Annotated in this window: 9 protein-coding genes; 2 read left to right on the top strand and 7 right to left on the bottom strand. The window is 59.1% G+C overall.

Annotation, left to right across the window (positions count from 1 at the left end; all coding sequences use genetic code 11):
* Positions 1–48 precede the first annotated feature (48 nt).
* The 5 genes from topA to BK660_RS17535 all read right to left on the bottom strand — a co-directional run bounded on the left by topA (position 49) and on the right by BK660_RS17535 (position 7,459).
* Positions 49–2,676, bottom strand: coding sequence for a type I DNA topoisomerase (topA, locus tag BK660_RS17555; RefSeq protein WP_027921688.1), 2,628 nt, complete (start codon positions 2,674–2,676; stop codon positions 49–51).
* Between the two features lie 114 nt (positions 2,677–2,790).
* The gene (locus BK660_RS17550; RefSeq protein ID WP_123434309.1) at positions 2,791–3,027 is read right to left on the bottom strand and encodes a DUF1653 domain-containing protein; all 237 of its coding nucleotides are present in this window, start codon (positions 3,025–3,027) and stop codon (positions 2,791–2,793) included.
* Between the two features lie 99 nt (positions 3,028–3,126).
* The gene (gene fadA / locus BK660_RS17545) at positions 3,127–4,302 is read right to left on the bottom strand and encodes an acetyl-CoA C-acyltransferase FadA (protein ID WP_007944141.1); all 1,176 of its coding nucleotides are present in this window, start codon (positions 4,300–4,302) and stop codon (positions 3,127–3,129) included.
* A 32-nt stretch (positions 4,303–4,334) separates the two neighbouring features.
* Positions 4,335–6,482 carry a fatty acid oxidation complex subunit alpha FadB gene (gene fadB, locus BK660_RS17540; RefSeq protein WP_027921690.1) on the bottom strand — a complete coding sequence of 716 codons (2,148 nt, stop codon included), beginning with the start codon at positions 6,480–6,482 and terminating at the stop codon, positions 4,335–4,337.
* Positions 6,483–7,021: 539 nt separating this feature from the next.
* The gene (locus BK660_RS17535; protein ID WP_123434308.1) at positions 7,022–7,459 is read right to left on the bottom strand and encodes a hypothetical protein; all 438 of its coding nucleotides are present in this window, start codon (positions 7,457–7,459) and stop codon (positions 7,022–7,024) included.
* Between the two features lie 104 nt (positions 7,460–7,563).
* Between BK660_RS17535 and BK660_RS17530 the strand changes: the two genes are divergently transcribed.
* Positions 7,564–8,001, top strand: a complete 438-nt coding sequence (locus BK660_RS17530; RefSeq protein WP_123434307.1) for a universal stress protein — start codon at positions 7,564–7,566, stop codon at positions 7,999–8,001.
* Between the two features lie 102 nt (positions 8,002–8,103).
* Here the strand turns inward: BK660_RS17530 and BK660_RS17525 are convergent, their stop codons facing one another.
* Positions 8,104–10,023 (bottom strand): ATP-binding cassette domain-containing protein, encoded by a 1,920-nt coding sequence (locus tag BK660_RS17525; RefSeq protein ID WP_123434306.1) that lies wholly within the window; start codon positions 10,021–10,023, stop codon positions 8,104–8,106.
* Positions 10,024–10,236: 213 nt separating this feature from the next.
* Here BK660_RS17525 and BK660_RS17520 point away from each other — a divergent pair, with 213 nt between their 5' ends.
* Positions 10,237–12,165, top strand: coding sequence for a transglycosylase SLT domain-containing protein (locus BK660_RS17520; protein WP_123434305.1), 1,929 nt, complete (start codon positions 10,237–10,239; stop codon positions 12,163–12,165).
* A gap of 82 nt (positions 12,166–12,247) precedes the next feature.
* On the opposite strand, the gene BK660_RS17515 is transcribed toward BK660_RS17520, so the two are convergent.
* Positions 12,248–14,032 carry an ABC transporter transmembrane domain-containing protein gene (locus BK660_RS17515; RefSeq protein WP_123434304.1) on the bottom strand — a complete coding sequence of 595 codons (1,785 nt, stop codon included), beginning with the start codon at positions 14,030–14,032 and terminating at the stop codon, positions 12,248–12,250.
* Between the last annotated feature and the right edge of the window lie 77 nt (positions 14,033–14,109).

Below are 14,109 nucleotides of genomic sequence, written 5' to 3'. Positions count from 1 at the left end.
CGCATGAAAACCCGAGGGTGGTCATGCGGCCTTTTGTGTACAGCTTTTTTAAGCCTTGGCTGCCGGACGCTTGTCTTCAACCGTCCACTTGCCGCCGTCGTAGTAAGCCTTCCAGCCAGTCGGCTTACCGTCGACTTCTGTCTGCACATACTGCTCTTTGGTCTTGCGGCTATAACGGATCACGGAAGGGAGACCGTCCGGATCTTTCTTCGGCGCTTCACAGAGGAAGTGGTACTTCGGATCGATCTCATCCTTGTGCGGCACAATTTCCATGACCAGCGGAGCACGAGTCTCGCGGTTTTTCGGGAATTGGCTGGCCGCCAGGAACAGGCCGGAAGCACCGTCGCGCAGGATGTAGGTGTCGTTGACCTTTTCGCATTTCAGCTCAGGCATCTTCACCGGGTCCATCTTCGGCGGCGCCGCGTCACCGCTCTTCAGCAGTTTGCGAGTGTTCTTGCACGTCGGGTTGGTGCAACCGAAAAACTTGCCGAAACGGCCAGTCTTGAGCTGCATCTCGCTGCCGCACTTGTCGCATTCCAGGCTCGGACCTTCATAGCCTTTGATGCGATAGGTGCCCTCTTCGATTTCGTAGCCCGAGCAATCCGGGTTGTTACCGCAGATGTGCAGCTTGCGCTTCTCATCGAGCAGGTAAGCGTCCATCGCCGTACTGCAGATCGGGCAGCGATGCTTGCCACGCAGCACCAGGGATTCCGACTCACCTTCGTCGTCTGCGGCGATTTCATCACCCGGCACCAGGTTGACGGTGGCCTTGCAGCGCTCTTTCGGCGGCAGGCTGTAGCCCGAGCAACCGAGGAACACACCGGTCGAGGCCGTACGAATCTGCATTGGACGGCCGCAGGTCAGGCACGGAATGTCGGTCATGACCGGCTGGTTGGCGCGCATGCCGTTTTCGGCGCTTTCGGCTACTTCGAGCTTCTTCTTGAAGTCACCGTAGAACTCGTCCAGCACGTTTTTCCAGTCGCGTTCGCCTTGAGCAACGTCATCGAGATTCTCTTCCATGCCGGCGGTGAAGCCGTAGTCCATGAGGTTGGAGAAGCTCTCGGACAGACGCTCGGTGACGATGTCACCCATCTTTTCCGAATAGAAACGACGGTTGTGCAGCGCGACGTAGCCGCGGTCCTGGATGGTCGAAATGATCGCCGCGTAGGTCGAAGGACGACCAATGCCGCGTTTTTCCATTTCTTTAACCAGACTCGCTTCCGAGTAACGCGCAGGCGGCTTGGTGAAGTGCTGGGTCGGATCAAGCTTGATCAGCTTCATCGCGTCGCCCTGGGCCATGTCCGGCAGCACATCGTCATCGCCTGGCTTGGCAATTTGCGGCATGACGCGGGTGTAACCGTCGAACTTGAGGATGCGGCCCTTGGCACGCAGCTCGAAGTCACCAGCACCGACGGTGACGGTGGTCGACAGGTATTGGGCCGGCAGCATCTGGCAGGCGAGGAACTGGCGCCAGATCAGCTCGTAGAGCCGCTCTGCATCACGCTCCATGCCCGACAGCTTGCTTGGCTCGGTGTTGGCGTCGGAGGGACGAATCGCTTCGTGAGCCTCTTGTGCGCCTTCCTTGCTGCTGTAGACGTTCGGGGTTTCCGGCAGGTACTTCTTGCCGAACTCGCCTTCAATATAAGTACGCGCCATCGTCACGGCATCGGCCGAGAGGTTGGTGGAGTCGGTACGCATGTAAGTGATGTAGCCGGCTTCGTACAGACGCTGGGCCATCATCATGGTTTTCTTCACGCCGAAGCCCAGGCGGTTGCTCGCAGCCTGTTGCAGGGTGGACGTGATGAACGGGGCCGACGGCTTGCTGCTGGTCGGTTTGTCTTCGCGCTTGGCGATGCTGTAGCTGGAAGCCTTGAGCTTTTCCAGCGCGGCCATGGCCTGGGCTTCGTTCAGCGGCTTGAAGGCTTCGCCTTTCTCGCGAGCCACGTCAAAGCGCACAGTTGCGCCCTTGGCGGTACCGAGGTCAGCGTGGACTTCCCAGTATTCCTCAGGGTTGAACGCACGGATTTCGCGTTCGCGCTCAACCACCAGTTTTACGGCAACCGACTGCACGCGACCGGCGGACAGGCCACGGGCGATCTTGGCCCACAGCAGCGGCGAAACCATGTAACCCACTACGCGGTCGAGGAAACGACGCGCCTGCTGGGCGTTTACACGGTCGATGTCGAGCTCGCCCGGCTTGGAGAAGGCTTCCTGAATCGCCTTCTTGGTGATTTCGTTGAACACCACGCGCTTGTAGCGGCTGTCGTCACCACCGATGGCTTCGCGCAGGTGCCAGGCAATGGCTTCCCCCTCGCGGTCCAAGTCGGTTGCGAGATAGATGGTGTCAGCATCTTTGGCGAGCCGACGCAGCTCTTCGATGACTTTTTCCTTGCCCGGGAGGATCTCGTACTTGGCTTTCCAGCCATGATCGGGATCGACACCCATGCGCGAGACCAGCTGCTTGCGCGCTTTCTCTTTCGGCGTGAGCACCGGACCTTCACCCGCGGCAGCCTTGCCGCGCTTGGCGGCTGGCTCTTTGCTGGCGCTAGCCGAACCGCTGGTGGGCAGGTCTCGGATATGGCCGATACTCGACTTCACCACGTATTGGTTACCCAGATACTTGTTGATGGTCTTGGCCTTAGCCGGGGATTCCACAATGACCAGCGATTTGCCCATGGATCAGAAAATTCCTGAATTCTAGAAGTGAAAGGCGGTTGGCGCCTGACGCGGCACCGCTATATATAGTGGCTACAAGGTGAGGTCAAGCGCAGGGTTTTGCGCGCACTCAGCTTATGGCTTCGAAAAAAGGCTCGGTTCGGCATGCACCAAAGCAAAGCGTGGCACCTGTTCGCCGTCAACTTCGACCGACTCCAGGAACATGCTCAAGGGACGTACCCAAAAGCCGTAATCGCCATACAGGGCTTGGTAGAAGACCACTTCTTCTTCGGTTTCCGAATGCCGCGCAACACTGAATACGCGGTACTGCGGACCTTTGTAATGTTGGTAGAGCCCAGGTTGTATCGGCATGGTTTGGCCCTCACTCAAATCTTTTCAAAATAAAAACAAAAATAAATTCAGAAAAACAAAAACCGGGGCACTTGGCCCCGGCTTCCGTCAACGGATCGCTTAAACGCGTTCGAAGACGGTGGAGATGCCTTGGCCGAGACCAATGCACATGGTAGCCACCCCGAAGGTGCCGCCATTTTGCTTCATCACGTTCAACAGCGTGCCGGAGATACGTGCACCGGAGCAACCAAACGGGTGACCCAGGGCGATTGCGCCGCCGTGCAGGTTAACCTTCTCGTTCATCTTGTCGAGAACTTTCAGATCTTTCAGCACTGGCAGGGCCTGTGCAGCGAAAGCTTCGTTGAGCTCGAAGAAGTCGATATCGTTAATGCCAAGGCCCGCGCGCTTCAGTGCTTTTTGTGTAGCCGGTACTGGACCATAGCCCATGATTGCCGGGTCCACACCTGCCACTGCCATCGAACGGATCACGGCCATAGGCTGGATGCCCAGGTCCTGAGCACGCTGCGCCGACATCACGATCATGCACGAAGCACCGTCGGTGATTTGCGACGAAGTACCGGCTGTCACGGTGCCGCCCTTCGGGTTAAACGCTGGCTTCAGAGCCGCCAGGCTTTCCAGGGTGGTTTCCGGACGAATGGTTTCGTCGTAATCGAACAGTTTCAGGAAACCGTTCTCGTCATAGCCCTGCATCGGGATGATTTCGTCTTTGAACTTGCCTTCCAGGGTCGCCTTGTGGGCGAGCTGGTGGGAGCGCACGCCGAAAGCGTCCTGTTGTTCGCGAGTGATGCCGTGCATTTTGCCCAGCATTTCAGCGGTCAGGCCCATCATGCCCGAGGCTTTCGCCGCGTACAGGGACATGTGCGGGTTCGGATCGACACCGTGCATCATGCTCACGTGGCCCATATGCTCGACGCCGCCGACGACGAACACGTCACCGTTGCCGGTCATGATCGCTTGCGCGGCAGTGTGCAGTGCGCTCATCGACGAGCCACACAGACGGCTGACGGTCTGACCGGCAGCAGTGTGCGGGATCTGAGTCATCAGGGACGCCATGCGCGCGATGTTCCAGCCCTGCTCCAGGGTCTGGTTTACGCAGCCCCAGATCACGTCTTCGACTTCGTTCGGGTCAACCTTGACGTTGCGTTCCAGCAATTTGCTGATCAGGTGCGCCGACATGTCTTCAGCGCGGGTGTTGCGGTGCATGCCGCCCTTGGAGCGGCCCATCGGAGTACGACCGAAGTCGACAATCACGACGTCTCTTGGATTCAAGCTCATAAAATTTCACTCTCGCTCAAGTGTTGGGACGCTTAACCGAAGAACCGTTGGCCGGTTTTGGCCATTTCACGCAGTTTTGCGGTCGGGTGGTACAGCGCGCCCAAATCAGCGTACTGGTCAGCCAGGGCAACGAACTCGGCAACACCGATCGAATCGATGTAGCGCAGCGCACCGCCACGGAATGGAGGGAAACCAATACCGTAGACCAGACCCATGTCGGCTTCGGCGGCGGTTTCGACGATGCCGTCTTCCAGGCAACGAACGGTTTCCAGGCACAGCGGGATCATCATCCAGTTGATGATGTCTTCGTCAGTGACTTCGCGCTGTTCGTAAACGATCGGCTTGAGCACTTCCAGCACCGAAGGATCGGCTACTTTCTTCTGCTTGCCGCGCTTGTCGGTCTCGTAGGCGTAGAAGCCCTTGCCATTCTTCTGGCCCAGGCGCTTGGCTTCGTAAAGCACGTCGATCGCGGTACGGCGGTCGTCTTTCATGCGGTCCGGGAAGCCTTCAGCCATTACGTCGCGACCGTGGTGGCCGGTGTCGATGCCGACCACGTCCATCAGGTACGCCGGGCCCATTGGCCAGCCGAATTTTTCCATGACCTTGTCGATACGGACGAAGTCCACACCGGCGCTGACCAGTTTGGCGAAACCGCCGAAGTACGGGAACAGTACGCGGTTGACCAGGAAGCCCGGGCAGTCGTTGACGACGATCGGGTTTTTGCCCATTTTCTTGGCGTAGGCAACGGTGGTGGCAACAGCCAGCTCGCTGGACTTCTCGCCACGAATCACTTCAACCAGCGGCATCATGTGCACAGGGTTGAAGAAGTGCATGCCGACGAAGTTTTCCGGACGCTTGAGGGCTTTGGCCAGCAAGGTGATGGAAATGGTCGAGGTGTTGGACGCGAGGATGGTGTCCTCTTTGACCTTGTCTTCGACTTCAGCCAGTACGGCTTGCTTGACCTTAGGGTTTTCGACGACCGCTTCAACCACCAGGTCCACGTGACCGAAATCACCGTAGGACAGGGTCGGACGAATGCCGTTGAGCACTTCAGCCATCTTCGCCGCGGTCATGCGACCTTTATCAACGCGGCCGACCAGCAGCTTGGCGGCTTCAGCCAGGCCTTGCTCGATGCCGTGCTCGTTGATGTCCTTCATCAGGATCGGCGTACCTTTGGAGGCCGACTGATAAGCGATACCGCCACCCATGATGCCGGCGCCCAATACGGCAGCCTGCTTCACGTCTTTGGCGATTTCGTCGTAGGCCTTGGCCTTTTTCTTCAGTTCCTGATCGTTCAGGAACAGACCGATCAAGCTCTGCGCGGCAGAGGTCTTGGCCAGTTTGACGAAACCGGCGGCTTCGACTTCCAGCGCTTTGTCGCGACCGAAGTTCGCGGCTTTCTGGATGGTCTTGATCGCTTCAACCGGCGCCGGGTAGTTCGGGCCAGCCTGACCGGCCACGAAACCTTTGGCGGTTTCGAAAGCCATCATTTGCTCGATTGCGTTCAGCTTCAGCTTTTCCAGCTTCGGTTGACGCTTGGCCTTGTAGTCAAACTCGCCGGAAATGGCGCGTTTGATCAGTTCCAAGGCCGCTTCCTGCAGTTTCTCAGGCGCAACCACTGCGTCCACTGCGCCGACTTTCAGCGCGTCTTCAGGACGGTTTTCTTTACCAGCGGCAATCCACTCGATGGCGTTGTCGGCACCGATCAGGCGCGGCAGACGCACGGTACCGCCGAAGCCCGGGTAGATGCCCAGTTTGACTTCCGGCAGACCGATCTTGGCCTTGGTGGACATGACGCGGTAGTCCGCCGCCAGGCACATCTCCAGACCGCCACCCAGGGCGATTCCGTTGATCGCGGCGACAGTCGGGACGTTGAGGTCTTCGAAATCGCTGAAAATCTTGTTGGCTTCCAGATTGCCAGCAACGAGCTCGGCATCAGGCAGCTTGAAGTTTTCGACAAATTCGGTGATGTCGGCGCCGACGATGAACACGTCCTTGCCACTGCTGACGATCACGCCCTTGATCGAAGCATCTGCCTTGATGGTGTCCACAGCCTGACGCAGTTCGTTCAGGGTTAGACGGTTGAACTTGTTGACGGACTCACCCTTGAGGTCGAATTTCAATTCGACGATGCCACTTTCAAGAGCCTTAACCGTGATGGCTTTACCTTCGTAAATCATCAACTGATCTCCACGATATGGAAGCTGAACAGTACACGTCGGACGCAGGCGAATGGCTCGGCAGGACGTTAAACGTCAATGCTACGCCAATCCACCCGGCACACCCTCCAACGCGATAGTCGGGATTCTGTAGGAGCGATCTGAAATACAAACGCTCAATTCATACGCCCGTTTGATTTGGGTACGCCACCTTCACGGAATTTCCGACAATTGTCAATCGCCCAAAATACGGGTTGAAACGCGACTTTGCGGTCACTTCCGTACTACGAAGATCTTCAACACGCAGATGCATGCGAACTCATTCATAGAATCAATAGTTAGAAAAGTCGCCCTAATTCGCTGCAGCCCGCGTTTAACAAGCTACGCTGGCATGAACCTGAAGAAAAAAGTTGAACGCGCGTGGCGAACGCCCGGCGTAAGATCAGCCCTACAGCGAATTACCGGCCTGCCTGGCCAACCCCAGCCCGATGATGATGTCGGGCTTTTTATTGCGTGTCTGTCGGACCCATCGCGCCATTGCAGCGCGAAATGTCCTCAACTCATGCCAGCGCTTTCAGCAAGGCGTCAATATCCTGCAAAACAGTCGCCTCGCCCTTCTCGCCCCAATACAGGGTGATCATCTGCTTGTCCGCCTCGACTTTGTAGACATTGGCTGGCAATTTTTCGAAATGATTGAGCAACGCTCGATCCTCGCAAACCTCCTGCCACTGATTCACCCACACACCCGGTGATTTTTGCCAGTAACTCCAGCACGCCGGCTGATTGCCACGGCGCGGCCGATGGTACTGCGCGCACGGGCTCGGCGGCTCCTGGCTCAGCCAGTGCGGCCACTCCTGAGGCGCCAGCTGCATGGCCAGGCCGATGCGTCGCGCCTCCATGCGCAGAGCCATGCGCCCGCTCTGACCACGCGACGGTCGCAACCACGCCAGTGGACTCAACACCACCAGCAGGATTGACACCACTATCCAGACCGTCATATCTGTACTCCCGAATCTTGATGGGCGCTTTGGGTCACTTTGGAACCATTGCGCTTGAAACCAGCCATACTTACCAATATTGCAATTCTCAGGAGGAGCACCTCATGCCCTACAACCATATTCTGGTCGCTGTAGATCTAACCGAAGAGTGCGACCCTGTAATCCACCGCGCTCGCGAGCTGTCCGTGAGCAACGGGGCAAAGTTGTCCCTGGTGCACATTGTCGAGCCAATGGCCATGGCCTTTGGCGGCGACGTCCCCATGGACCTGTCACAACTGCAACAACAGCAGTTCGATCAGGCCAAGGAACGCCTTGAGCGCTTGAAGCTCAAATACGCCGAACTTGAGGGCGCCAACTGCCACCTGACCTACGGCCAGCCACGCCAGGAAATCCACCACTTCGCCAAGGAACAGACTTGCGACCTGATCGTGGTGGGCAGCCATGGTCGACATGGCCTGGCCTTGCTGCTGGGCTCAACCGCCAATGACGTGCTGCACGGCGCGCCATGCGATGTGCTCGCGGTGCACCTGATCAAACGCTGAACCCGAAACCTGTAGGAGCTCTACAGCGACCAGTAGATCGCACTCCATACGAAAAGCCCGGCGCTCATCACTGAACGCCGGGCTTTTTTGTTACGGGATCAATCAGGCATCCAGCTCGGCCCAGCGCTCGACCATCACGTCCAGCTCGGCCTGCAACTGTTCCAACTGCGCAATCACCGCAGCCGTTTCGGCAGCAGGACGCTGATAGAAACCGGCATCGGCCATTTGCGCTTCAACCGCCGCAATCTGCTGTTCCATGGCTTCGATCTGAGCCGGCAGCATTTCCAGCTCACGCTGATGCTTGTAGCTCAGCTTCTTCTTCGCCACCGGCGCTTCAACGGCAGCAACGACAGGCGCCGCTTCAGCCGTCACAACGGCGGAAGTCAGGTCGGCCTTGCCGGATTTGCTCTCGGTCACGCCCAGCAGGCGCGGCGAGCCGCCCTGACGCAGCCAGTCCTGATAACCACCGACGTACTCGCGAACCTTGCCTTCACCTTCGAAGACCAGCGTGCTGGTCACCACGTTGTCGAGGAATGCCCGGTCGTGACTGACCATCAATACGGTACCGTTGAAGGTCAGCAAGACCTCTTCCAGCAACTCGAGGGTTTCCACGTCGAGGTCGTTGGTCGGTTCGTCGAGGACCAGCAGGTTCGCCGGTTTGCTGAACAGCTTGGCCAGCAACAGACGGGCACGCTCACCACCGGACAGCGCCTTGACCGGCGTGCGGGCACGCTGCGGGCTGAACAGGAAGTCGCCGAGGTAGCTCAGCACGTGACGGCTCTGACCATCGATATCGATGAAGTCGCGGCCTTCGGCCACGTTGTCGATCACAGTCTTTTCCAGGTCCAGCTGATGGCGCAACTGGTCGAAGTAGGCCACGTCGATGCGCGTCCCCTCTTCCACTGTGCCGCTGGTCGGCTGCAGACCGCTGAGCATCAGCTTCAACAGTGTGGTCTTGCCGGTACCGTTGGCGCCGAGCAGACCGATACGGTCGCCGCGCGTCAGGACCATCGAGAAATCCTTGATCAGGAACGGGCCGCCCGGGTGAGCGAAGCTCACGTTCTCGAGGACCATCACCTGCTTGCCGGACTTGTCAGCGGTGTCCAGCTGAATGTTGGCCTTGCCGGTGCGCTCACGACGCTCGCTACGCTCGACGCGCAGGGCTTTCAATGCTCGGACGCGGCCTTCGTTACGGGTGCGACGGGCCTTGATGCCTTGGCGGATCCAGACTTCTTCCTGGGCCAGCTTCTTGTCGAACAGCGCATTGGCGGTTTCTTCAGCGGCCAGCGAGGCTTCTTTGTGTACGAGGAAACTGGCGTAGTCGCCGTTCCAGTCGATCAGGCCACCGCGGTCCAGTTCGAGGATGCGGGTCGCGAGGTTTTGCAGGAATGAACGGTCGTGCGTGATGAACAGCACGGCGCCCTGGAAATCCTTCAGCGCTTCTTCGAGCCAGGCGATGGCACCGATGTCCAGGTGGTTGGTGGGTTCGTCGAGCAGCAACAGGTCCGGCTCGGAAACCAGAGCCTGAGCCAGCAGGACGCGACGACGCCAGCCGCCGGACAATTCGGCGAGGGTCTTGTCGGCTGGCAACTGCAGACGGCTCAACGTGCTGTCGACCAATTGCTGCAAACGCCAGCCATCGCGGGCTTCGAGGTCGTGCTGGACGTGCATCAGTTTGTCCAGGTCGGCGTCGGTGACGATGTTCTGGCTCAGGTGGTGATACTGCGCGAGCAGCTCGCCCACACCGTCCAGGCCTTCGGCAACCACGTCGAACACGGTCCGCTCGTCGGCTACCGGCAATTCTTGCGGCAATTCGCCAATCTTGAGGCCTGGTGCACGCCAAACGGAGCCCTCATCGGGCTTCTGGTCGCCCTTGACGAGCTTCATCATGCTGGACTTGCCAGTGCCATTGCGGCCGATGATGCACACCCGCTCACCACGGGCGATCTGCCAGGACACCTTGTCCAACAACGGCATAGCGCCGAAAGCAAGGGACACATCGCTGAATTTGAGCAGGGTCATGAGCTTCTCCAAAAACCGGGCGCGCATTCTACCTGACTTGAGGCTTCAGAAGGCCGGCAATTTCACTCTCGAAGCACTCTGCATAACAAATGTTACGAACTTGGGCTGACAGGCCTGCAAAGCTTTCGCCCGTTGCTGGCAAAAGGCTAAGCTACAGATTATTCAGTGCGGACATAGCCCGCACTTGTCATGATTTCTCTGCCCGGACGTCTCATGCGCAGTCGCCTTTTCAGTCTTTTATCTTGCCTGCTACTTTCTGCCACTGCCGTCCAATCAGCGCAGGCAGTGGACCTGACCACCCAGCGCCAATATTACGATGAAGCCAAGCGTGCCCTGGCCAAGGGCGATACCGGTCCGTACTTCCGCTACAGCCAGGCCCTCAGTGATTACCCCCTTGAGCCGTACCTGGCCTATGACGAGTTGACCGCTCGCCTGAAAACCGCCAGCAATGCCGAAATCGAGAAATTCCTCGCCGACCACGGTGACCTGCCGCAAGCCAACTGGATGAAGTTGCGCTGGCTGCGCTGGCTGGCCGACCGCGGCGACTGGGCGACCTTCGTCAAGTATTACGACCCCAAGCTCAATTTCACCGAACTGGACTGCCTGAATGCGCAGTACCAGATCGGCCACAACCAGAAGGCCGAGGGTTATGCCAACGCCAACAAGCTGTGGCTGACCGGTAAATCCCAACCGGAAGCGTGCGACGCGTTGTTCGGACTGTGGGCTGCCGAAGGCCAATTGACCGAGCAAAAACGCTGGGAGCGCGCAAAGCTCGCTGCCCAAGCGCGCAATTATCCGCTGGCCAACAGCCTGGTTAACGGCCTGACCACCCTCGCTCCGCGCGGTCGGCTGCTGATCGATGTGGCGCAAAAGCCCGAGTTGCTCAACCAGCCTTCGCGCTTCACCCCGGCTGACGAACCGATGTCCGACGTGGTCAGCCTCGGCCTGCGTCGCCTGGCCAAGCAGGACCCGGACAAGGCCATGGACCTGCTCGACGGTTATGCCAGCAGCATGCACTTCTCCCGCGACGAAAAAGTCGCGATCGCCCGGGAAATCGGCCTGACACTGGCGCGACGCTATGATGCGCGTGCGCTCGATGTCATGACCAAGTACGACCCGGAACTGCGCGACAACACTGTGTCCGAATGGCGTCTGCGCCTGCTGCTTCGCCTGGCTCGCTGGGACGACGCCTATCAGTTGTCTCGCCGCTTGCCACAGGACCTGGCGACCACCAACCGCTGGCGCTACTGGCAGGCCCGCACCCTTGAGCTGGCGCAGCCACAAAACCCGGAAGCGCAGACGCTTTACAAGAGCCTTGCCCGCGAACGTGATTTCTATGGCTTCCTTGCCGCCGATCGTTCGCAGCAACCCTACTCGCTGCTCAACAAACCGCTGGTTCTCAGCCAGGCCACCATCAATAAGGTGCGCAACACGCCGGGAATCCGTCGAGCCCTGGAGTTCCACGCCCGCGGACAAGTCGTCGATGGTCGTCGCGAGTGGTATTACGTCAGCCGTCACTTCAACCGTGACGAGATGGTCGCCCAAGCGAAACTGGCCTATGACCTGAAATGGTATTTCCCGGCGATCCGCACCATCAGCCAGGCGCAATACTGGGACGACCTGGACATCCGTTTCCCGATGGCCCACCGCGAAACCCTCGTCCGCGAAGCCAAAGTACGTGGCCTGCATTCCAGCTGGGTGTTCGCCATCACGCGCCAGGAAAGCGCCTTCATGGACGATGCCCGCTCTGGCGTCGGCGCCAGCGGCCTGATGCAACTGATGCCCGGCACCGCCAAGGAAACCGCACGCAAGTTCAGCATTCCGCTGGCCTCGCCGCAGCAAGTGCTCGACCCGGACAAAAACATCCAGCTCGGCGCCGCCTACCTGAGCCAGGTCCATGCCCAGTTCAACGGCAACCGCGTCCTCGCCTCCGCTGCCTACAACGCCGGCCCCGGCCGCGTACGCCAGTGGTTGCGTGGTGCAGACCACCTCAGCTTCGACGTCTGGGTGGAAAGCATCCCGTTCGACGAAACCCGTCAGTATGTGCAGAACGTGCTGTCGTACTCGGTGATCTACGGCCAGAAGCTCAACTCGCCGCAGCCGTTGGTGGATTGGCATGAGCGGTATTTCGACGATCAGTGACCCCGTTTTGGCCCACTGACAAAAAAATGCCCGCATCGATTGATGCGGGCATTTTTTTTGGGCGTTCTACTTGGTCGGTTACTTAGTCGGTAACCGGGTCGATCACCGTGTTGTGCCCATCACTAAACTGCAACGCCGCCAACCGCGCATACAGCGCATTGCTCGCAATCAACGCCTGATGCGTCCCCACCGCCACCAGCTTTCCTTGATCCATCACCGCGATCCGGTCGGCATTTTTCACCGTGGCCAAACGGTGGGCGATCACCAGTGTCGTGCGGTTTTTCATCAGGCTGGGCAGGGCTTGCTGGATCAGGTGTTCGCTCTGGGCATCGAGGGCGCTGGTGGCTTCGTCGAGCAGCAGGATCGGCGCATCCACCAGCAACGCGCGAGCGATGGCCAGGCGTTGGCGCTGGCCGCCGGATAGCCCCAGGCCACCGTCGCCCAGGTGCGTCTGGTAACCGTGGGGCATTTGCTCGATGAAGTCGTGGGCGTAGGCGATCTTTGCCGCCTCCTGGACCTGGGCCAGGGTTGCGCCCGGATTACCGTAACGGATGTTCTCTTCGATGCTGCCGAAGAACAGCGCAGGATTTTGCGAAACCAGCGCGAAACACCGACGCAGGTCCAGTGGATCGAGTTGGGTCAACGGCACGCCATCGAGCAGGATCTGCCCGGAGGCCGGATCGTAAAAACGCAGCAGCAAGTCATACACCGTGGATTTTCCTGCCCCGGACGGCCCCACCAGCGCGAGGGTTTCGCCCGCGTTAATGGTCAGATTCAAGCCATCGACGGCGTAGCTTTCAGGCCGCGACGGGTAGGAAAACCGCACGTCCTGTAAAACCAGATCACCCTTCACCCGCTCCGGCAAGGTCACCAGGCCGGTGGTCGGCGGCTGAATGATATTTTCCGAGCGCAGCAATTCGGCAATCCGCTCGGCCGCCCCTGCTGCTCGCTGCAACTCGCCGATCACTTCACTCAAGGTGCCAAAGGCGCTGCCGACGATCAGGCTGTAGAAAACAAACGCCGCCAGTTCACCGGCCGAGATCCGCCCGGCGATCACGTCCATCCCGCCGACCCACAGCATCACGCCGACGGCACCCAGCACCAGCACGATCACCAGCGTGATCAACCAGGCGCGCTGGAAGATGCGTTTACGCGCGGTGTCGAACGCTTGTTCCACGGTCACGGCAAAGCGCTGCTCGTCCTGGACCTGATGGTTATAGGCCTGCACGGTTTTGATCTGGCCTAGGGTTTCGGACACGTAGCTGCCGATATCGGCAATCCGGTCCTGGCTCAGACGCGACAGGTTGCGCACCCGTCGGCCGAAAATCAGGATCGGGGCAATCACCAGCGGCAGTGCAATCACCACGATGCTGGTGAGTTTGGGGTTGGTGATAAACAGCAACACAATCCCGCCGATGACCATCAGCAGATTGCGCAGGAACAGCGACAACGAAGAGCCGATCACCGATTGCAGCAACGTGGTATCGGCGGTCAGCCGCGACTGGATTTCGGAACTGCGATTGTTTTCGTAGAACCCCGGATGCAGATAAACCAGGTGGTTGAAGACCTGCCGGCGGATGTCTGCGACCACCCGCTCGCCAATCCACGACACCAGATAAAAACGCGCGAAGGTGCCGATCGCCAGCCCCACCACCAACACCATGAACAAGCCGATAGATTGATTGAGCAAGTGCGGTGACTGGGTCATGAACCCCTGATCCACCAGCAGGCGGATGCCCTGCCCCATCGACAAAGTAATGCCGGCGGTGACAATCAACGCGAGCAAAGCGCCAAAGGCTTGCCAGCGATACGGTGCAAGAAAGCGAAGGGTCAGGCGGATCGCGCGGCGGTGACGGGCAGAGAGCATCGGGGGTTATCCAGTACGCCATTGATATCGCCAGCCTACACGGTCGCGGGTGAACTCTGTAAATCACAATGAGTCAG

Origin of the sequence: Pseudomonas brassicacearum (assembly GCF_003732265.1) — a bacterium.
Classification (GTDB): domain Bacteria; phylum Pseudomonadota; class Gammaproteobacteria; order Pseudomonadales; family Pseudomonadaceae; genus Aquipseudomonas; species Aquipseudomonas brassicacearum_D.
Note: the sequence above shows the minus strand (reverse complement) of the source record. Positions and strands in the feature narration are given on the sequence as shown.